Genomic DNA, 21,371 nt, shown 5'->3' with positions numbered 1-21,371 from the left:
CGGCCCCCGGACCGGTCCCCGGTCGACTCCCCGGAGCGAGCCCCCACCTCGCCCCGCCCGTTCCCCGCCCCTACGGGCTCACCCCGCGGCCAGCCGGCCGCACGGCACCGTCATCGCCGGCCGAGCGCCGGGCTCACCCCCCTGAAAGGGCACCGCGCATGGAGCACCACCAGCAGCCCGAACCCCTGTCCGCGGTCGAACTCGCCGCCATGCGCCGGAGCGCGACCAACGGCCGGCTCGCCATGACCCGCCGCTCGCTGCTGCGCGCGGCCGGTGCCATGGCGGCCGTCACCGGCGGCCTGGGCGCCCTGGGGGCCTGCGGCATCCCGCCCGCCGGCCGTACCGACGCCGTGGCGTCCCAGGACCACTCCCGGAAGGAGAAGCGGCTCAACTTCTCCAACTGGACCGAGTACATGGACGTCAGCGACGACGGCAAGCACCATCCGACGCTGGACCGTTTCACCCGGCGCACCGGCATCGCCGTCAAATACACCGAGGACATCAACGACAACGACGAGTTCTTCGGCAAGGTCCAGGCACAGCTGGCGGCCGGCCAGGACACCGGCCGCGACCTGATCGTGCTCACCGACTGGATGTGCGCGCGGATGATCTCCCTCGGCTGGATCCAGGAACTGGACCCGGCCAACCTGCCGCACGCCTACGCCAACCTCTCGGCGCAGTTCCGCAACCCCGCCTGGGACCCCGGCCGGGCGCACTCCTACGTGTGGCAGGGCATCCCCGCGATCATCGCGTACAACAAGAAGGCCACCGGCGGCCGGAAGGTCGACTCGGTCAGCCAGCTGCTGGAGGACCCGCAGCTCAAGGGCCGGGTCGGCTTCCTCTCCGAGATGCGCGACTCCATAGGGCTGACCCTCCTGGACATGGGCAAGAAGCCCGAGGAGGTCACCGCGGACGACTACGACGCGGCGATCGCCCGGCTCCAGAAGGGCGTCGACTCCAAGCAGATCCGCCGCTTCACCGGCAACGACTACACCACGGACCTGGACAAGGGCGACCTCGCCGCGTGCGTGGCCTGGGCCGGCGACATCGTCCAGCTGCAGAACGACAACCCGGACATCGAGTACGTCGTCCCCAAGAGCGGCTACATGACGTCCACCGACAACCTGATGGTGCCGAACAAGGCCCGCCACAAGGAAAACGCCGAACGGCTCATCGACTACTTCTACGAGCCGAAGGTGGCGGCGCAGCTCGCGGCGTACATCAACTACGTCTGCCCGGTCGACGGCGTCCGCGAGGAACTCGCCAAGATCGACAAGAAGGCGGCGGACAACCCGCTGATCCTGCCGGACAAGGAGATGGCCACCAGGTCCCACTCCTTCCGCGCGCTGACCGCCAAGGAGAACAAGGCGTTCAGCCAGAAGTTCTCCGACCTCACCGGCGCCTGACCCCACCACGCACCGGGCCCGCCCCCCCCGAGCCGTTTCGCCCACCGACCCCCGGGACGACCGACATGACCAAGACCGCGACCCCGCAGAGCAGCGGCGGCGACGTCCGCCTCCAAGGGATAAGCAAGACCTACGGCTCCTTCACCGCCGTCCATCCGCTCGACCTGACCGTCCCCGCGGGCTCCTTCTTCGCGCTGCTGGGCGCCTCCGGCTGCGGCAAGACCACCACCCTGCGGATGATCGCCGGCCTGGAGGAGCCCACCACCGGGACCGTCGAACTCGCGGGCCAGGACGTCACCGTCCTGCCGCCCTACAAGCGCCAGGTCAACACCGTCTTCCAGAACTACGCGCTCTTCCCGCACCTCGACATCTACGAGAACGTCGCCTTCGGACTGCGCCGCCGCGGCATCAAGTCCGTCAAGAAGCAGGTCGAGGAGATGCTCGACCTGGTCCAGCTCGGCCCGATGGCCCGCCGCAAGCCGCAGCAGCTCTCCGGCGGCCAGCAGCAGCGCGTCGCGGTCGCCCGCGCGCTGATCAACCACCCCCAGGTACTGCTCCTCGACGAGCCGCTGGGCGCCCTCGACCTCAAGCTGCGCCGCCAGATGCAGCTGGAGCTCAAGCGCATCCAGACCGAGGTCGGCATCACCTTCGTGCACGTCACCCACGACCAGGAGGAGGCCATGACGATGGCCGACACCGTGGCCGTGATGAACGGCGGCCGGGTCGAGCAGCTCGGCGCCCCCGCCGACCTCTACGAGAACCCCGGCACCACCTTCGTCGCCAACTTCCTGGGCACCTCCAACCTCATCGAGGCCGAGGTCGTCGAGGCCGGCGGCGACGAGCTGCTGCTCAAGGCCGCGGACGCCAAGCTCCGGCTGCCCGCCGCCCGATGTAGCGCCTCGGCCCGTACGGGCGAGAAGGTGCTGGCCGGCGTACGGCCCGAGAAGGTCGCCCTGCGGCACGCCGACGACGCCGGGTCCATCACCGAGGGCCACAACCGGCTGCCCGGCCGCATCAAGGACGCCAGCTTCATCGGCGTCTCCACCCAGTACGTCGTCGACGTACCGGGCCTGGGCGAACTCGCCGTCTACGAGCAGAACATCGAGCGCGACGGCCGGCTCGTCCCCGGCGCGGAGATCGTGCTGCACTGGAGCCCGGCGCACACCTTCGGACTGGACGCCACCCAGGACATCCAGGCCGGCGCGGACCTCGACGAGGAGGCCGCGTGACCACCACCGAAACCCCCGCACCAGCGGAGGAGCAGACCGCCGCACCCCTGGAGGTGCGCAAGACCCCGGCCCGCAAACGGCTGGTCCCCTACTGGCTGCTGCTGCCCGGCATCCTGTGGCTGATCGTCTTCTTCGCCGCCCCGCTCGTCTACCAGGCGTCGACCTCCATCCAGACCGGCTCCCTCGAAGAGGGCTTCAAGGTCACCTGGCACTTCGCCACCTACTGGGACGCGCTCGGCGAATACTGGCCGCAGTTCGTCCGCTCGGTCGGCTACGCCGCCATCGCCACCGCGCTCTGCCTGCTCCTGGGTTACCCGCTGGCTTACCTCATCGCCTTCAAGGCGGGCCGCTGGCGCAACGTCGTGATGATCCTGGTCATCGCCCCGTTCTTCACCAGCTTCCTGATCCGCACGCTGGCCTGGAAGACGATCCTGGCCGACGGCGGACCGGTCGTCGCCGCCCTGAACTCGCTGCACCTCCTCGACGTCACCAGCGCGCTGGGCATCACCGAGGGACACCGGGTGCTGGCCACCCCGCTCGCGGTGGTCTGCGGACTGACGTACAACTTCCTGCCATTCATGGTCCTGCCGCTCTACACCTCGCTGGAGCGCATCGACCCACGGCTGCACGAGGCGGCCGGCGACCTCTACGCCCGCCCGGCCACCACCTTCCGCCGGGTGACCTTCCCGCTGTCGATGCCCGGCGTCGTCGCGGGCACCCTGCTCACCTTCATCCCGGCCGCCGGTGACTACATCAACGCCGAACTGCTGGGCTCCACCGACCAGAAGATGATCGGCAACGTCATCCAGTCGCAGTTCCTGCGGGTCCTGGACTACCCGACCGCCGCCGCGCTCTCCTTCATCCTCATGGCGGCCATCCTCGCGATGGTCACGATCTACATCCGCAAGTCCGGGACGGAGGATCTGGTCTGATGGCGGCATCGAGCACCACGGCCGGGACCACGGCAACCACGGCGCCCACGAACGGCCGCACGCCCAACAGGGGCCTGCGCTGGCTGCGCCGCAACATCATCACCCTCGCGGGGCTGGGCACCCTGGGCTACCTCATCCTGCCCAACCTCGTCGTGATGGTCTTCTCGTTCAACAAGCCCAACGGCCGCTTCAACTACCAGTGGCAGCGGTTCTCCACGGACGCCTGGACCGATCCGTGCGGGGTCGCCGACCTGTGCGGCTCACTGGGACTGAGCCTGCAGATCGCGGTGTGGGCCACGGTCGGCGCGACCGTCCTCGGCACCATGATCGCGTTCGCGCTGGCCCGTTACCGCTTCCGCGCCCGGGCCGGCGTCAACACCCTGATCTTCTTGCCGATGGCCATGCCCGAGGTCGTCATGGCCGCCTCGCTGGCCACCCTCTTCCTCAACATGGGCATCCAGTTCGGCTTCTGGACGATCCTCATCGCGCACATCATGTTCTGCCTGAGTTTCGTCGTCACCGCCGTCAAGGCCCGCGTGATGAGCATGGACCCGCGGCTCGAACAGGCCGCCCAGGACCTCTACGCCTCGCCCACGCAGACGTTCCTGCGGGTGACGCTGCCGATCGCCGCGCCCGGCATCGCGGCCGGTGCCCTGCTCTCCTTCGCGCTCTCCTTCGACGACTTCATCATCACCAACTTCAACGCCGGCTCCACCGTGACCTTCCCCATGTTCGTCTGGGGATCGGCACAGCGGGGCACACCCGTTCAGATCAATGTCATCGGTACGGCGATGTTCCTGGTCGCCGTGGCGTGCGTAGTGGTCGGCCAACTGGCCGGCAAACGCCGTAAGAGGAGCTAGAGGAGCTGAGAACCATGGCACGAGCTGCCATGAACGCCCCGTCCCCCGTCCACGCGCTCGCGGACGCCGCCCCCACGCCCTTCTGGCTGGACGACCCGGCCCGCCCCGCCGCGCAGCCCGCCCTCGTCGGCGACGAGAACTGCGACCTGCTGGTCGTCGGCGGCGGCTACTCCGGACTGTGGACCGCGCTGCTCGCCAAGGAGCGCGACCCGCAGCGCGACGTCGTGCTCGTCGAAGGCGCCGAGATCGGCTGGGCCGCCTCCGGGCGCAACGGCGGCTTCTGCGCCGCCTCCCTCACCCACGGCCTGGGCAACGGACTGGCCCGCTGGCCCGGCGAACTCGCCACGCTCGAAGAACTCGGGATCCGCAACCTCGACGCCATCGGGGAGGCGGTGGCCCGCTACGGCATCGACTGCGACTTCGAGCGCACCGGCGAGATCGACATCGCCACCGAGCCGTACCAGATCGCCGAGCTCAAGGAGGCCGCCGAGGACGCCGCGAAGCTCGGCCTGGACCGGCACACCTTCCTCGACGAGGACGAGCTCCGCGCCGAGGTCGACTCACCGACCTTCCGGGCCGGCCTGTGGGACCGCGACGGCGTCGCCATGGTCAACCCGGCCAAGCTCGCCTGGGGCCTGAAGGAGGCGTGCCTGGGCCTCGGCGTGCGCATCTACGAGCGCACCCGCGCCACCGCGCTCGCCTCCGAGGGCGTGGGCATGGCCGTCCGCACCCCGTACGGCCGGGTCTTCGCCCGCCATGTCGCGCTCGGTACCAACGCCTTCCCGTCGCTGGTCAAGCGGGTGCGCCCGTACATCGTCCCGGTCTACGACCACGCCCTGATGACCGAGCCGCTGACCGACGAGCAACTGGCCGCCATCGGCTGGAAGAACCGCCAGGGCCTCTCCGACTCCAACAACCACTTCCACTACTTCCGCATCACCGCCGACAACCGCATCCTGTGGGGCGGCTACGACATCGTCTACCGCTACCGCGGCGGTGTCCGCGCCGAGTACGACCATCACCCGGAGACGTACGAGAAGCTCGCCCGGCACTTCTTCCGCTGCTTCCCGCAGTTGGAGGGCCTGCGCTTCACCCACACCTGGGGCGGCGCGATCGACACCTGCGCCCGCTTCTCGGCGTTCTTCGGCACCGCGCACGCCGGCCGGGTCGCCTACGCCGCCGGCTACACCGGTCTCGGCGTGGGCGCCACCCGCTTCGGCGCCGACGTGATGCTGGACCTGCTCGCCGGCGAACGCACCGAGCGCACGGAGCTGGAGATGGTCCGCAGCAAGCCGTTGCCCTTCCCGCCCGAGCCGCTGCGCTGGGCCGGCATCGGCATCACCCAGTGGTCGATGACCCGCGCCGACACCCACGGCGGACGCCGCAACCTGTGGCTGAAGGCGATGGACAAGGTGGGGCTGGGCTTCGACAGCTGAGTCCGCCGCCTGAGGCGGACGAGGGGTCACGGGAGCGGGCGGAGGACTTCCGCCCGCTCCTTCGTGTCCGCCTCCCGGTGTGCCCGTATCGTCGCGCGTTCCTTCGGGTGTTCCTCGGGTCTTCCGCGGGTGTTCCGTACCTTCGCGTGCCCCTCGGAGGGGGCGGGCGGGGCTACGGGAGCGGAGGGGGCGAAGGGGAAGTGGGGGCCGTGACGGGCGCGGCGGAGGCGGTGGCCTCCGGCGCCCAGCGGTCGCAGACGGCCCACCAGAGCGCGAGCACCACGCCCGCCAGGCACCAGCTGCCGAGGACGTCCAGCGGCCAGTGATAGCCACGGCGCACCAGCCCCACACCGACACCGAGGTTGAGCAGCACGGCCGTAGTGGCCACCGCCACCGGGAGCACTCCCCGGGCCCCGCGGCCGGCCCGGCCCGCACCGGGACCCCGCCCGCGGATCAGCAGCAGCGCGGCCACCCCGTAGGCGACCGCCGCCGTGGCGGCATGGCCCGACGGATAGAAACCGTCCGGCCCACCGCCGGCCATCCGCGGCGGACCCGGCCGGGCGAGCCACAGCTTGAGCGGGACGACGAGCACGGGGACCGCGGCGAGCGCGAGCCCGGCGGCCAGCGGCGGCAACCACCACCGCCCGGCCGGGCCGCCGGTCGCCCCGTCCCCCCGTCGTGACCGCCACCCGACCCACCCCACCACCATCAACAGCCCCACCATCCCCAGCAACACCGGCAAGGCCACGACCGTGTTGCCGAGATCGGCGAAGAACTCGGCGACCCAGGAGGGGATGTGGCGGGCACCGGCGATGCCCCGCCCGAGCCGCTCGTCGTACGTGCGCAGTGGACCGTGCGCCGCCACCTGCCAGGTGAGGGCGGCGAACAGCAGCGCGCAGAGGAGCAGCACGGACCGGGGGGTGAACAGGCCCGGAAAAGGGTTCGGCCGCCTCGGAACAGGGGGGGTGGTTCCGAGGCGGCCGCGCTGACCGGTGTCCCGCGCGCCCCGGGGGGTATGGGGCGGGCGGACATCCGATCGGTGAGGATTCCCGGAGCCCCTCTCACGAGGGGGACCGGCTTTGTGCGCGAGGGCACGGCCTGGCCGGAGCCGGGGAAGCGCCGACCGGGCGTCGCCCGCAGTCCCCTGCGGGCGGGGTGTTTCTCTCATCTGCAGAAACCGTACGGCACGGGGAGCGGACCGGACAGCCGCATCACTCGCCCGCCATCGCCCCCGCACATCTTCTTCACTCGGCACCTCCGGCCACCCGCGTCCGCCCGGAACGCGGTGATCAGGCCGGGGTGCTGACCGATCGCGGCCACCTGCGGAAACGGGAAGCGGCCCGCAGACAGGCTGCGGGCCGCTCACTCCTGGCGGGATCGGCTCCCGGGCGGATCAGATCTTCGCGAACGCCGCCTCGAGGATGTCCAGACCCTCGTTGAGCAGGTCCTCGCCGATGACCAGCGGCGGCAGGAAGCGCAGCACGTTGCCGTACGTACCGGTCGTCAGGACGAGCAGGCCCTCCTGGTGGCAGGCCTTGGCGAGCGCGCCGGTGGCCTCCGGGTTGGGCTCCTTCGAACCGGACTTGACCAGCTCGATCGCGATCATGGCGCCGCGGCCGCGGACCTCGCCGATGATGTCGTACTTCTCCTGCATCGCGACGAGGCGGGCCTTCATGACCTCCTCGATGCGCTTGGCCTTGCCGTTGAGGTCCTGCTCGCGCATGGTCTCGATCGAGCCGAGCGCCGCGGCGCAGGCCACCGGGTTACCGCCGTAGGTGCCGCCCAGGCCGCCCGCGTGCGCGGCGTCCATGATCTCCGCGCGACCGGTCACGGCCGCCAGCGGCAGACCGCCGGCGATGCCCTTCGCGGTGGTGATCAGGTCGGGCACGATGCCCTCGTCCTCGCACGCGAACCACTGGCCCGTACGGCAGAAGCCGGACTGGATCTCGTCCGCGACGAAGACGATGCCGTTCTCCTTCGCGAAGTTCGCGATGGCGGGCAGGAAGCCCTTGGCCGGCTCGATGAAGCCGCCCTCGCCGAGCACCGGCTCGATGATGATCGCCGCGACGTTCTCGGCGCCGATCTGCTTGGTGATCTGCGAGATGGCCTGCTCCGCGGCCTCCTGCGCACAGTTCTCCGGGCCGGTCAGCCAGCGGAAGGGGTAGGCCAGCGGCACCCGGTAGACCTCGGGCGCGAACGGGCCGAAGCCGTGCTTGTACGGCATGTTCTTGGCGGTGAGCGCCATCGTCAGGTTCGTCCGGCCGTGGTACCCGTGGTCGAAGACGACCACGGCCTGCCGCTTGGTGTACGCCCGCGCGATCTTGACGGCGTTCTCGACCGCCTCCGCACCGGAGTTGAACAGCGCCGACTTCTTCTCGTGGTCGCCCGGGGTCAGCTCGGCCAGCGCCTCACAGACCTCGATGTACGGCTCGTACGGCGTCACCATCACACAGGTGTGGGTGAAGTCGGCGAGCTGCGCGGTGGCCCGGCGGACGACCGCCTCCGCGCTGTTGCCGACCGAGGTCACCGCGATGCCCGAGCCGAAGTCGATCAGGGAGTTGCCGTCCACGTCCTCCAGCACGCCGCCGCCCGCACGCTTCACGAAGACGGGCAGCACGGCGCCGACACCACTGGCGACCGTGGCCTGCTTACGGGCCCACAGCTCCTGCGACTTCGGGCCGGGGATCGCGGTGACGACGCGACGCTCCTGGGGAAGGGCGGGGCCTCCGGACAGTTCGCTCATGGCAGTCTCCTGGATGGAACGGGAACGGACAGACGTCTTGAGTCTTGTTCTCGCAGGCTAGGGGCGGGGGAGCGGGTCTGGCATGTTCCGTTCGGGAGAAGTGCGCGTGTTGCGTTGTCCGCACCGGACATAGCGACGGCTCCCGGCCAGTAGATTGAGCGCCGGCGCGCCCGGCAGCGGCGCCCACCAGCGCGGGCATGACAATGACAACGCGGCACCGCCGGCCACCGGCACCGCCGCACCGGCACACCAGGCCACGGCTCAAGGGGGACAAGGGGCACCGGATGGACACCGAGGGCACGCACGACGCACGTCACACCGCTCCCCAGCCGTCGGGCGGAGCGCACCGCACCGAACCCACCGTGCCGCGTCCCGCGGCCCCGCCCACCGCACCGCCACCGCCCTCCGCCCCGCCGGCGGTACCGGCCGTGCCCACCCTCCCGCCGACCGGCGGCCCGGGCACGCCCGAGCCACCGGTCCTGAGCTGGCTCCGCATGCCACGCCCGGCGGCGGCACCCGGCGTGTGGACGTACGGACACCGCCCTCGCCCCGCGGAGGAGCCGGACCGGGTGCCGGGGCGCCAGCTGGTCAGCGGGGCGGTGATCTCGTTTTTGTGCGGGTGGTTGTTGTGGTCGTTGTTGTGGAATGGGTACTTGGGGCCTTACTGGTACTGGCCTCTGCAAGTCCTCAGGCCCGACTCGTGGGCAGCCGCGCGAACATCTGGCGACCGCACCGCCTTCTTGGTGGTCACCAACGCTTACTACGGCCTGTGGATCCTCGGCATCGCGTTCCTCTTCGGCCGTCTCGGCCGCTGGCCCGAGCTCGGCCGCCGCTTGTTCGGGCCCGTCTTCCGTCGCCTCCGCACCCCCGCCGTCGCCCCCAAGCCCCAACCCGCCTCCGACCCCGCGGAGTGGCCCGAGCTGCGGGCGCACGGTGCGCCGGACGCGGCCGAGAAGCTGGCTGCCGAGGCGCGTGCCGGGCGGATGAACGACGTGGATGTGGCCAGGATCGAACGGGCCTGGCGGTCGGTCCGGTCCGGAAAGAACTCCCTGGCGACGTTCACCGACACCGTGCTGCGACACGGCGCGGCCGCCTGTGCGCACCCCTCGGGCCGCCGTGACCTGCCCCGCCGTACCGCCGCGCACGATCTGCTCGCCCGCCAAGTTCGTCTCGGCACCGCCGCCGACCACCCTCGCAACCCGTACCAGCACCGCGGTGTCGGCTGCGCCCTTGAGCCCGGTGTGCTGGGCACGTCCCTGCTGGCCGTCGGCCCCGCCGGGAGCGGGAAGACCACCCGGGTCGTGAAGCCGGTCGTGGAGTCGATGTGTCTGCAGGCGCTGGCCGGGCAGTGCGCCGTGATCGCCGTCGGACCGGCAGGTTCCGACCTTGGGCCCGACGAGGCGTTCGATGTGGTGGTCAGGGTCGGCCGCCCGGACCCGGACTGCGACCTCGATCTCTACGGCGGCACCACGGACCCCGACGAGGCGGCGGGCATCCTCGCCGAGGCGTTGGTCGGGGACCTCGCCGACCAGCTGCCCGGCGGGGACAGCCGGCGGGCCGCGACCGCACTGGCCCAGCTGCTCGGCCCCTTCCGGGCCGCCCACGACCGCTTCCCGACGGTTCCCGAGTTGCGCGCGCTCCTGGACGCGGCGCCCGAGGCGATCACCGCCCTGCGCACCGCTCTGGAGGAGGCCGAGGCCCCCACCCTGCTGCGTGAACTGGACGCCCGGGCCCGCCAGGCCGAGCGCCCCGGCGACGCCGCCGTCCTCCTCGCCGACCGCCTCGCCCTCCTGGACCGGCCCGCCTTCGCCGCGTTCTTCGACCCGACGGGGCGCACCCGCCAGGTCTCGCTGCACGCCCTCGACCATCCGCTGCGGGTCCGCATCGAACTGCCCGAGCGCGGCCATGCGGAGGCCTCGCGGATCCTCGCCCGGCTGGTGCTGGCGCAGTTCACCGAGTGCGCGGTGGCCCGCAGCGACCGCTCGCTGTTCGCCTGCCTGGTGCTGGACGAGGCCGGGCACACCATCACCGCCGAGGCGCTCCGTGGTCTCCAGCGGCTGCGCTCGGCGAACGCGGGAGTGGTGCTCACCCTGCGCTCCCTCGACGACGTCCCGGACGCGCTGCGCGGCACGCTGCTCGGCACGGTCGGCTGCCGGATGGCGTTCGCGGGCGTCACGACCTGGGACGGGGCGCGGTTCGCCGAGGTCTGGGGCAAGGAGTGGGTGGAGACCCGTGATGTGACGGACCGTCAGATCATCGCGGAGAGCGCCGCGGGGAAGGCGTTCCACATCTTCCGTCACCTGGTCACCGGCAAGGCCGCCACCGCCAAGGCCGTCACCGTCCGAACCGTGGAACGGGAACGCTGGTCCGCCTCCGACCTCGCCAACTCCGTCCCCGCGGGCCACGCGGTGCTGTCCGTGACGAGCGTGACCGGGGAACACGCCCCACCCGTCCTCGTGGACCTTCGCCCCTGACCCCTGCGCCGCCCGCACCCCAGTCCCCCCGATTCCTCCGCTGAGGCAGAATCGGGGGTGGCCGTTCGTACGGGGCGGCGTAAAGAATGGGTCGTGGGCCGGTTGTCGGGTGGTCGACGATCGGTTGTCCGCTCAGGTTCGCCGACGTCACCGAAGTCATCGAAGGTCTTATGCCGCACACGCTCGCTTCTCTGGTCAACCACACCGCGCTCAAGCTGACCGTGCTCGCGGGCGAGGAGCGGCTGGACGTGCCGGTGCGCTGGGCGCATGCCAGTGAGCTGATCGATCCGGTGCCGTACATGGAGGGCGGCGAGCTGCTGCTGATCACGGCGCTGAAGCTGGACGCGGAGGATCCGGAGGCCACCCGCAGGTACGTGCGGCGGGTGGCGGAGGCCGGGGTGGTCGGGCTGGGCTTCGCGGTCGGGGTGAATTACGAGGACGTGCCGGAGCCGCTGGTGGCGGCGGCGCGGGAGCAGGGGCTGCCGCTGCTGGGCGTGCCGCGCCGGACGCCGTTCATCGCGATCAGCAAGGCCGTGTCGGCGGCGGTGGCCGCCGATCAGTACCGCGCCGTGACCGCGGGCTTCGAGGCGCAGCGGGAGCTGACCCGGGCGGCGCTCAGCGCCGAGGGCCCGGCCGAACTGCTGGCCCGGCTGGCCGCGCACCTGGACGGCTGGGCGGCGCTGTACGACGCGTCGGGGGCCGTCGTGGCGGCCGCCCCCGACTGGGCGGCGCGGCGGGCGGCGCGGCTCGCGGAGGACGTGGCGCGGCTCCGGGAGCGGCCCGCCCCGGCGAGCTCGGTGGTGAGCGACGCCGAGGGCGACGACCGGGTCGAGCTGCAGTCGCTGGGCACCGGCCGGCGGGCCCGCGGGGTGCTCGCGGTGGGCACCGGCGCGCCGCTCGGGACGGCCGAGCGGTACGCGGTGCACTCCGCGGTCGCGCTGCTGACGCTGACCACCGAGCGGTCCCGGGCGCTGCAGGACGCCGAGCAGCGGCTGGGTGCCGCGGTGCTGAAGATGCTGCTGGCGGGCGAGCCCGATCATGCACGGGCGGTGGCCGGGCGGCTCTACGGCGGGCTGCTCGACGCGCCGTTCCGGATGGTGGTCGCGGAAGCGGTGGCGGGGGAGGAGGGCGGCGGAGCGGCCGGCTCCTCGACCGCCGGTGCGTCGCGAGGCACGGCAGGGACGTCGCGGGGGCCGGCCGGTACGTCGCGGGGCACGGCAAGCACTCGGGCCACCGGTACGGGCGGGGCGTTGGACGTGCTGGCCGATGCCATGGATTCGGCGGCCGCGCGGACCGGTGAGGCGGTGCTCGCGGTGCCGGACGGCGGCCGGCTGATCGTGCTGGTCGCGGACGGCGGCGCGGCGGCGGACGCCTGTGCGTCGTACGCGGCGCAGGCCGAGGCCCGGGCCGGTGCGCAGGCCCGCACGCGGGGCCGGGCGGGACGTGCCGAACCGGGCGGGGGCGGCGACGGACTGGCCGTCGGGCTGTCCGCGCCGACCGGGCCGGCGGCCGCCGCGAACGCGTACCGGCAGGCCGAGCAGGCGCTGTCGGTGGCCCGGCGGCGCGGCCGGGTGCTGGTCGAGCACGAGGACGTGGCCGCCGGGTCCGTCCTCCCGCTGCTCGCCGACGACGCGGTCCGGGCGTTCGCCGACGGGCTGCTGCGGGCGCTGCGGGACCACGACGCGACCGGCCGCGGTGACCTGGTGGCCTCGCTGCGGGCCTGGCTCGCCCGGCACGGCCAGTGGGACGCGGCCGCCGCCGACCTGGGCGTCCACCGGCACACGCTGCGCTACCGGATGCGGCGGGTGGAGGAGATCCTGGGGCGGTCGCTGGACGACGCGGACGTGCGGATGGAGCTGTGGCTGGCGCTGAAGGCCACGTCGTCGTCACCGTCCTCGTCCTCGCCATCGTCATCGCCTTCGTCGCCGTCCTCGCAGGGCGGGGAGTGAGCGGAGGGCCCCGAACAGGGCGGGGAGTGAGCGGAGGGCCCTCGACGGCCCGAGCGCCCTCGACGCCCTGGCGCCCCCAGCACCCCCAGCACCCTCGCGGCCCCGACGCCCGCCCCGTCCCGCCCACCGCCCCCCATGGCCCCCACGCCCCACACCCCCTCCACCACGGAGAGCCCAGCCCCCTGATTACGCCGCTTCGGACAAACGCCATCGTGGCGGCGCGCCCCTACCGTGGGGGCAGCAGTCACACCGCAGAGCCGCTCGCTGAGCCATGCGCACCACCCACCACGTCTGAAGGGCCGGGTTCCACTGTGCCGATCCCCACTGATGCAGCCCCCACCGCCTTCTGGCTCGCCGGCCGCGAGGCCACCGGCGAGGCCACCTTCGATGTCACCTCCCCCTGGGACGGACGTCTCGTCGGCACGGTGAGCGTGCCCACCGAGGACCAGGTCGAGGAGGCCATCGCGGCCTCCGTCGCGGTCCAGGAGGAGTTCGCGGCGACCCCCGCCCACGTACGGGCGGCCGCGCTGGACCACGTGCAGCGCCGGCTCGTCGAGCGCACGGAGGAGATCGCGCGGCTGATCTCCGCGGAGAACGGCAAGCCCATCAAGTGGGCGCGCGGCGAGGTCGGCCGGGCGATCTCCGTGTTCCGCTTCGCGGCCGAGGAGGCCCGTCGCTTCAACGGCGGCGAGGCACAGCGGCTGGACACCGACGCGGGCGGCGCCGGCCGGCTCGCGCTGACCCGCCGCTTCCCGCGCGGCACGGTCCTCGGCATCGCGCCGTTCAACTTCCCGCTCAACCTCTGCGCCCACAAGATCGCCCCGGCCATCGCCGCCGGCGCCCCGATCATCCTCAAGCCGGCCCCGGCCACCCCGCTGTCCGGTCTGATCCTCGGTGAGCTGCTCGCCGAGACCGACCTGCCGGCCGGTTCCTGGTCGATCCTCCCGGTGCCCAACGAGCGCATGGAGGCGCTGGTCCAGGACGAGCGGCTGCCGGTCGTCTCCTTCACCGGCTCCGAGAAGGTCGGCTACGCGATCCTCGACTCGGTGCCGCGCAAGCACTGCACCCTGGAGCTCGGCGGCAACGGCGCGGCCGTCGTCCTGCCCGACTGGTCCTCCGAGGAGGACCTGGACTGGGCCGCGCAGCGGATCGCGATCTTCTCCAACTACCAGGGCGGCCAGTCCTGCATCTCCGTGCAGCGGGTGATCGCGGACGCCTCGGTGTACGACCGGCTGGTGCCCAAGATCGTGGCGGCCGTCGAGGCACAGGTCACCGGCGACCCGACGGACGACGCGACCGAGGTCGGCCCGCTGGTGAACGAGGACGCCGCCAAGCGCGTCGAGGCCTGGGTCGACGAGGCCGTGCAGGGCGGCGCGAAGCTGCTCGCCGGCGGCAAGCGCGACGGCGCCTCCTACGCGCCGACCGTGCTGGAGGGCGTGCCCGCGGGCGCCACCCTCGCCTGCGAGGAGGTCTTCGGCCCGGTGCTCACCCTCACCAAGGTCGACGGCGTCGACGCGGCCTTCGCGGCGGTCAACGACTCCAAGTACGGCCTGCAGGCGGGCGTGTTCACCCACGACGCCAAGACCGCCTTCCGCGCCCACCGGGTGCTGGAGGTCGGCGGCGTGGTCATCGGCGACGTGCCGTCCTACCGCGCCGACCAGATGCCGTACGGCGGCGTCAAGCAGTCCGGCGTGGGCCGCGAGGGCGTCCGGTTCGCCATGGACGACTACACCTACGAGCGGGTGCTGGTCCTCACCGGCCTCGCCCTGTAGGACCCGGTGCCCCTCCGGGGGCACCACCGGCGTCCCCCCGACGCCCCCGACCAGGTCGGGACCGGTGGACAGCGACGGCCTTCCCTCGGGCCGAATCACCGTCCCGACCCCGGCCGGCGCACCCCCCGGCGCCGGCCCCTCGACGCGGCGCGCTCCGGCACCCTGTTTCCGGAGCGCGCCGCGTCCCCCGTTCTCCGGCACCGTTCCCCCGTCGTGCCGGATCTTGACCGTACGGCGCGGACCGCCCCGGCGCCTCCTGTCCCAGGTGGAGTCGCGGCCGTGTCCCAGGGGGAGACCCGCGGGTACGTACAACCAGCGTGGTATGCGCACACCCCCCGAAGGGCCGATGACGGCGGGCCGGACCGCGGGCGTGCCGGGGCGCAGGCCTCCCATGGCCGGGAGGCGCCGTTGCGGCCCGCAGCGGCCGGTACCTCCAGTGGTGCAAGCCGCGCGGATCGGGTAACTCTCACAAGTAGCGCTGTCCAGCGGCCGACCGGCCGCCGGCGCTGAACTCCCGACCCCGCGGCGAGGTGAGCTCCTGATGACCGCTCCATCCATCCGCAACGTTTCCGAGCGCGAAGCACGCCAGGTCGCCGAGGCGGCCCGCGAGCAGGACTGGCGCAAGCCGAGCTTCGCCAAGGAACTGTTCCTGGGGCGCTTCCGGCTCGACCTCATCCATCCGCACCCCACGCCCGCCGTGGACGACGTGCGCCGCGGTGAGAAGTTCCTCGCCACCCTGCGGGACTTCTGCGAGACGGAGATCGACGGCGCGCGGATCGAGCGCGAGGGCAGGATTCCGGACGAGACGGTGCGCGGGCTCAAGGAACTCGGCGCGCTCGGGATGAAGATCGACCCCAAATACGGCGGCCTCGGGCTCACCCAGGTCTACTACAACCGGGCACTGTCCCTGGTCGGCACGGCCAGCCCCGCCATCGGCGCGCTGCTCTCCGCCCACCAGTCGATCGGCGTACCGCAGCCGCTGAAGCTGTTCGGCACCCCGCAGCAGAAGGAGACCTTCCTGCCGCGGCTGGCCCGTACGGACATCTCGGCGTTCCTGCTGACCGAACCGGACGTCGGCTCGGACCCGGCCCGGCTGGCGACCACGGCCGTTCCGGAAGGCGACGAGTACGTCCTCGACGGGGTCAAGCTGTGGACCACCAACGGCGTGGTCGCCGACCTGCTCGTGGTGATGGCGCGGGTGCCCGCCTCCGAGGGCCACAAGGGCGGCATCACCGCCTTCGTCGTCGAGGCCGACGCGCCCGGCATCACCGTCGAGAACCGCAACTCCTTCATGGGCCTGCGTGGCCTGGAGAACGGCGTCACCCGCTTCCACCGGGTCCGGGTGCCCGCGGCGAACCGCATCGGCCCCGAGGGCGCCGGCCTGAAGATCGCCCTGACCACGCTCAACACCGGACGGCTCTCGCTGCCCGCGATGTGCGTCGGCTCCGGCAAGTGGTGCCTGAAGGTCGCCCGGGAGTGGTCCGCGGCCCGCGAGCAGTGGGGCCGGCCGATCGCCAAGCACGAGGCCGTCGGCGCCAAGATCTCCTTCATCGCCGCGACCACCTTCGCCCTGGAAGCGGTCGTCGACCTGTCCTCCCAGATGGCCGACGAGAACCGCAACGACATCCGCATCGAGGCCGCCCTCGCCAAGCTCTACGGCTCCGAGATGGGCTGGCTGATGGCCGACGAGCTCGTCCAGATCCGCGGCGGCCGCGGCTTCGAGACCGCCCCCTCGCTCGCCGCCCGCGGCGAACGCGCGGTCCCCGCCGAGCAGATGCTGCGCGACATGCGGATCAACCGGATCTTCGAGGGCTCCACCGAGATCATGCACCTGCTGATCGCGCGGGAGGCGGTGGACGCCCACCTGTCCGTCGCCGGTGACCTCATCGACCCCGACAAGTCCCTCGCCGACAAGGGCCGGGCGGCCGCCAAGGCCGGCGGGTTCTACGCCCGCTGGCTGCCCAAGCTCGTCGCCGGTCCCGGCCAACTCCCGAGTACGTACCAGGAGTTCGGCATCCTCGCCGGGCACCTGCGGTACGTCGAGCGGACCTCGCGCAAGCTCGCCCGGTCCACGTTCTACGCGATGTCCCGCTGGCAGGGCCGGATGGAGACCAAGCAGGGCTTCCTCGGCCGGATCGTCGACATCGGCGCCGAACTCTTCGCGATGAGCGCCGCCTGCGTCCGCGCCGAGCACCTGCGCGAGACCGCTGACCACGGCCGCGAGGCGCAGCAGCTGGCCGACGCGTTCTGCCGGCAGGCGCGGATCCGGATCGAGGAGCTCTTCGGCCGGCTGTGGACCAACACCGACGAGCTCGACCGCAAGGTCGTCTCCGGGTCCTCGACGGCAGCTACGGCTGGCTGGAGGAGGGCATCGTCGACCCCAGCGGCGACGGCCCGTGGATCGCCGACGCCACCCCCGGCCCGAGCGCCAAGGACAACGTCCACCGCCCCATCCGCTGACCCACCCCCGGGCCCGGTCCGCCGATGATCGGCCGGACCGGGCCCGCCGTGTGCCCTCCGTGCCCACGGCACCCCCGCGACCGGCCACAATGGACCCCATGACGGACTCCCTCGCCCATCCGCACCTGCGCTTCGAGCCGGCCGCCGGCGACCCCGACGGCCCGGCCGGGCCCCGCTCCCTGGTGATCCTCGGCTCGACCGGCTCGATCGGCACCCAGGCGATCGACATCGTGCTGCGCAACCCCGACCGCTTCCGGGTGACCGCGCTCTCCGCGGCCGGCGGCCGGACCGAGCTGCTCGCCGAGCAGGCGCACCGGTTGCGGGTGGACACCGTCGCGGTGGCCCGCGAGGACGCGGCCCCCGTGCTGCGCGCCGCGCTCGCCGACCGCTACGGCCCGGGCGAGAAGCTCCCCGAGGTCCTGGCCGGCCCCGACGCCGCCACCGAACTCGCCGCCTCCCCCTGCCACACCGTCCTCAACGGCATCACCGGCTCCATCGGCCTCGCCCCGACCCTGGCCGCCCTCAAGGCGGGCCGGGTGCTGGCGCTGGCCAACAAGGAGTCGCTGATCGTCGGCGGCCCGCTGGTCAAGGCCGTCGCCCGGCCGGGCCAGATCATCCCCGTCGACTCCGAGCACTCCGCGCTCTTCCAGGCGCTGACCGGCGGCGACCGCGCCGAGGTCCGCAAGCTCGTGGTCACCGCGTCCGGCGGCCCGTTCCGGGGCCGTACGAGGGCCGAGCTGGCCGGGTCACCCCCGAGCAGGCGCTGGCCCACCCCACCTGGTCCATGGGCCCGGTCGTCACGATCAACTCCGCGACCCTGGTCAACAAGGGCCTGGAGGTCATCGAGGCGCATCTGCTCTTCGACGTCCCCTTCGACGCGATCGAGGTCGTCGTCCACCCGCAGTCCTTCATCCACTCGATGGTGGAGTTCACCGACGGCTCCACCCTCGCCCAGGCCAGCCCGCCCGACATGCGGATGCCGATCGCGCTGGGCCTGGGCTGGCCCGACCGGGTCCCGGACGCCGCCCCCGGCGTCGACTGGACCACGGCGCAGACCTGGAGTTCTTCCCGCTGGACGCCGAGGCCTTCCCGTCCGTACCGCTCGCCTGCCACGTCGGCTCCCTGGGCGGCACCGCACCGGCCGTCTTCAACGCCGCGAACGAGGAATGCGTGGACGCTTTCCTCAAGGGCGGGCTGCCGTTCACAGGGATTGTGGATACCGTCGCCGATGTGGTCGCCGAACACGGCACGCCCGCCCGGGGAACTTCCCTGACCGTCGCGGACGTCCTGGAGGCGGAGACCTGGGCGCGCGCCCGCGCCCGCGAACTGGCCGCCCGTGCGGCACGGACACCCTCGGAGGCTCGCGCATGACGACCTGGATGACCATCCTCGGCATAGTCGTCTTCGTCGTCGGCCTGCTGTTCTCCATCGCCTGGCACGAACTCGGCCACCTCTCCACGGCCAAGATGTTCGGCATCCGCGTGCCGCAGTACATGGTGGGCTTCGGGCCGACGATCTTCTCCCGCAGGAAGGGCGACACCGAGTACGGCATCAAGGCCATCCCGCTCGGCGGCTACATCCGCATGATCGGGATGTTCCCGCCCGGGGACGACGGGAAGCTGCAGGCCCGCTCCACCTCGCCGTTCCGCGGCATGATCGAGGACGCCCGCTCGGCGGCCTTCGAGGAGCTGCAGCCCGGCGACGAGAAGCGGCTCTTCTACACCCGCAAGCCCTGGAAGCGCATCATCGTGATGTTCGCCGGGCCGTTCATGAACCTGATCCTCGCGGTCGTGATCTTCATGAGCGTCCTGATGGGCTTCGGCATCAACACCCAGACCACCCAGGTCGGCTCCGTCTCCGACTGCGTGATCTCGGCCGCCGCCAAGACCGACAAGTGCCCGTCCGGCGCCAAGGACTCCCCGGCCAAGGCCGCCGGCCTGCGCGCCGGCGACAAGATCGTCACGTTCAACGGCCACGACGTCCCCGACTGGGGCGCCCTCCAGCAGCAGATCCGGGACACCACCGGACCCGCGACGCTGGTCGTCGAGCGGCACGGCGTCCGCAGGACCCTGCACGCCGACCTGATCAAGAACAAGGTCGCCAAGACCGACGGGCACGGCGGCTACGTCCCCGGCCAGTTCGTCACCGCCGGCTTCCTCGGCTTCACCCCGGCCAGCGGCGTGGTCCAGCAGTCCTTCGGCCAGTCCGTCGACCGCATGGGCAACATGGTCGAGCAGGGCGTGTCCTCCCTGGTCGCCCTGCCCGGCAAGGTCCCGGACCTGTGGAACGCGGCCTTCAACGGCGGCGAGCGCAAGCAGGACTCCCCGATGGGCGTGGTCGGCGCCGCGAGGGTCGGCGGCGAGGTCTTCTCGCTGCACATCCCGCCGGAGCAGCGGGTCGCGACCATGCTCTTCCTGGTCGCCGGGTTCAACCTCTCGCTGTTCCTGTTCAACATGCTGCCGCTGCTCCCGCTCGACGGCGGCACATCGCCGGCGCCGTGTGGGAGTCCATCCGCCGGGCCTTCGCCAAGATCGTCCGCCGGCCGGACCCCGGCCCCTTCGACGTGGCCAAGCTCATGCCGGTCGCCTACGTCGTCGCCGGGATCTTCATCTGCTTCACGCTGCTGGTGCTCGTGGCGGACGTGGTGAACCCGGTGAAGCTCACCTGAACCGGACATCCGTGACGGCCGGACCCGCAGCGACCGTATGGGCGTGCCCGGCCGCCTCCGTTAGTGGGGGCGCACGGCCTCGATGTGCCCCGGGCGATGCCGGTGCCGTAATCTCGGAGGCCGGAGCCCGCCGACGCGGGGCCTTGATCCACACCTTGGGGTTGCTCGCCAGATGACTGCCATTTCACTGGGAATGCCGGACGTACCGACCAAGCTGGCCGACCGCCGGGTCAGCCGCAAGATCCACGTCGGTACGGTCGCCGTGGGCGGAGACGCACCGGTCTCGGTGCAGTCGATGACGACCACGCGTACCTCCGACATCGGCGCGACGCTGCAGCAGATCGCCGAGCTGACCGCCTCCGGCTGCCAGATCGTCCGGGTCGCCTGCCCGACGCAGGACGACGCCGACGCGCTGCCCGTGATCGCCAAGAAGTCCCAGATCCCGGTCATCGCGGACATCCACTTCCAGCCGAAATACGTCTTCGCCGCCATCGACGCCGGCTGCGCCGCGGTCCGGGTCAACCCCGGCAACATCAAGCAGTTCGACGACAAGGTCAAGGAGATCGCCAAGGCGGCCTCCGACGCCGGCACCCCGATCCGGATCGGCGTCAACGCCGGCTCCCTCGACCGCCGCCTGCTGCAGAAGTACGGCAAGGCCACCCCCGAGGCGCTGGTCGAGTCCGCGCTGTGGGAGGCGTCCCTCTTCGAGGAGCACGGCTTCCGCGACATCAAGATCTCGGTCAAGCACAACGACCCGGTCGTGATGGTCAACGCCTACCGCCAGCTCGCCGCCCAGTGCGACTACCCCCTCCACCTCGGCGTCACCGAGGCCGGCCCCGCCTTCCAGGGCACCATCAAGTCCGCGGTCGCCTTCGGCGCGCTGCTCAGCGAGGGCATCGGCGACACCATCCGGGTCTCGCTCTCGGCGCCGCCCGCCGAGGAGGTCAAGGTCGGCATCTCCATCCTGGAGTCGCTCAACCTCCGCCAGCGCCGCCTGGAGATCGTCTCCTGCCCGTCCTGCGGCCGCGCCCAGGTCGACGTCTACAAGCTCGCCGACGAGGTCACCGCGGGCCTGGAGGGCATGGAGGTGCCGCTGCGGGTCGCCGTCATGGGCTGCGTTGTCAACGGCCCCGGCGAGGCCCGCGAGGCCGACCTCGGCGTCGCCTCCGGCAACGGCAAGGGCCAGATCTTCGTCAAGGGCGAGGTCATCAAGACCGTCCCCGAGTCGAAGATCGTCGAGACCCTCATCGAAGAGGCCATGAAGATCGCCGAGCAGATGGAGAAGGACGGCGTCGCCTCCGGCGAACCGGTCGTCACCGCCGCCGGCTGACCCGCCCCGCAGCGCCCCAGAGCCCCGCCGCCCACCCGGGCCCGGGGCTCACGGCTGCCCGGACCGGCCCCGCGGGCAGCGCACAGGGTGCCTCGCGCGGGCGCGAGGTAAA

The 21,371-nt window shown here is 72.1% G+C and carries 11 protein-coding genes and 3 pseudogenes; 12 read left to right on the top strand and 2 right to left on the bottom strand.

Annotated features, from left to right (window positions below; genetic code table 11):
- Nucleotides 1-158 precede the first annotated feature (158 nt).
- The 5 genes from OJ254_RS01015 (at nucleotide 159) to OJ254_RS00995 (ending at nucleotide 5,863) form a co-directional block, all read left to right on the top strand.
- Nucleotides 159-1,406 carry a polyamine ABC transporter substrate-binding protein gene (locus tag OJ254_RS01015; RefSeq protein ID WP_265360874.1) on the top strand — a complete coding sequence of 416 codons (1,248 nt, stop codon included), beginning with the start codon at nucleotides 159-161 and terminating at the stop codon, nucleotides 1,404-1,406.
- Nucleotides 1,407-1,471: 65 nt separating this feature from the next.
- On the top strand, nucleotides 1,472-2,635 hold the full coding sequence (locus tag OJ254_RS01010) for an ABC transporter ATP-binding protein (protein WP_265360873.1): 1,164 nt from the start codon (nucleotides 1,472-1,474) through the stop codon (nucleotides 2,633-2,635).
- Complete coding sequence (locus OJ254_RS01005) at nucleotides 2,632-3,567, top strand: ABC transporter permease (RefSeq protein WP_423835796.1); 936 nt, start codon at nucleotides 2,632-2,634, stop codon at nucleotides 3,565-3,567. The genes OJ254_RS01010 and OJ254_RS01005 overlap by 4 nt, the downstream gene beginning before the upstream one ends.
- On the top strand, nucleotides 3,567-4,427 hold the full coding sequence (locus OJ254_RS01000; protein ID WP_265360872.1) for an ABC transporter permease: 861 nt from the start codon (nucleotides 3,567-3,569) through the stop codon (nucleotides 4,425-4,427). Before OJ254_RS01005 ends, OJ254_RS01000 begins: the two co-directional genes overlap by 1 nt.
- A 14-nt stretch (nucleotides 4,428-4,441) precedes the next feature.
- Nucleotides 4,442-5,863, top strand: coding sequence for an NAD(P)/FAD-dependent oxidoreductase (locus tag OJ254_RS00995; RefSeq protein ID WP_265360871.1), 1,422 nt, complete (start codon nucleotides 4,442-4,444; stop codon nucleotides 5,861-5,863).
- 172 nt (nucleotides 5,864-6,035) lie between these two features.
- Here OJ254_RS00995 and OJ254_RS00990 read toward each other — a convergent pair whose 3' ends face one another.
- Together OJ254_RS00990 and gabT are read right to left on the bottom strand one after the other, a co-directional pair.
- Complete coding sequence (locus OJ254_RS00990; RefSeq protein WP_341483537.1) at nucleotides 6,036-6,773, bottom strand: phosphatase PAP2 family protein; 738 nt, start codon at nucleotides 6,771-6,773, stop codon at nucleotides 6,036-6,038.
- A 483-nt stretch (nucleotides 6,774-7,256) separates the two neighbouring features.
- The gene (gabT, locus tag OJ254_RS00985) at nucleotides 7,257-8,606 is read right to left on the bottom strand and encodes a 4-aminobutyrate--2-oxoglutarate transaminase (protein WP_265360869.1); all 1,350 of its coding nucleotides are present in this window, start codon (nucleotides 8,604-8,606) and stop codon (nucleotides 7,257-7,259) included.
- 284 nt (nucleotides 8,607-8,890) lie between these two features.
- Between gabT and OJ254_RS00980 the strand changes: the two genes are divergently transcribed.
- The 7 genes and pseudogenes from OJ254_RS00980 to ispG all read left to right on the top strand — a co-directional run bounded on the left by OJ254_RS00980 (nucleotide 8,891) and on the right by ispG (nucleotide 21,259).
- Complete coding sequence (locus OJ254_RS00980; RefSeq protein WP_265365004.1) at nucleotides 8,891-11,080, top strand: ATP-binding protein; 2,190 nt, start codon at nucleotides 8,891-8,893, stop codon at nucleotides 11,078-11,080.
- Nucleotides 11,081-11,250: 170 nt separating this feature from the next.
- Nucleotides 11,251-13,029, top strand: a complete 1,779-nt coding sequence (locus OJ254_RS00975) for a PucR family transcriptional regulator (protein ID WP_265360868.1) — start codon at nucleotides 11,251-11,253, stop codon at nucleotides 13,027-13,029.
- 311 nt (nucleotides 13,030-13,340) lie between these two features.
- Nucleotides 13,341-14,801 carry an aldehyde dehydrogenase family protein gene (locus tag OJ254_RS00970; RefSeq protein WP_265360867.1) on the top strand — a complete coding sequence of 487 codons (1,461 nt, stop codon included), beginning with the start codon at nucleotides 13,341-13,343 and terminating at the stop codon, nucleotides 14,799-14,801.
- A gap of 541 nt (nucleotides 14,802-15,342) precedes the next feature.
- Nucleotides 15,343-17,261: pseudogene (locus OJ254_RS00965) on the top strand (acyl-CoA dehydrogenase family protein).
- An 89-nt stretch (nucleotides 17,262-17,350) separates the two neighbouring features.
- Nucleotides 17,351-18,632 (top strand): annotated as a pseudogene (gene dxr / locus OJ254_RS00960) (1-deoxy-D-xylulose-5-phosphate reductoisomerase).
- A pseudogene (locus OJ254_RS00955) lies at nucleotides 18,629-19,929 on the top strand (M50 family metallopeptidase). The pseudogenes dxr and OJ254_RS00955 overlap by 4 nt, the downstream one beginning before the upstream one ends.
- 172 nt (nucleotides 19,930-20,101) lie before the next feature.
- Nucleotides 20,102-21,259, top strand: coding sequence for a flavodoxin-dependent (E)-4-hydroxy-3-methylbut-2-enyl-diphosphate synthase (ispG, locus tag OJ254_RS00950; RefSeq protein ID WP_265360866.1), 1,158 nt, complete (start codon nucleotides 20,102-20,104; stop codon nucleotides 21,257-21,259).
- Nucleotides 21,260-21,371: the final 112 nt, after the last annotated feature.

The sequence above is a fragment of the Streptomyces endophytica genome (assembly GCF_026153355.1).
In the GTDB taxonomy this organism is placed as follows: domain Bacteria; phylum Actinomycetota; class Actinomycetes; order Streptomycetales; family Streptomycetaceae; genus Streptomyces; species Streptomyces endophytica.
This window is presented reverse-complemented; position numbering and strand designations above follow the sequence as displayed.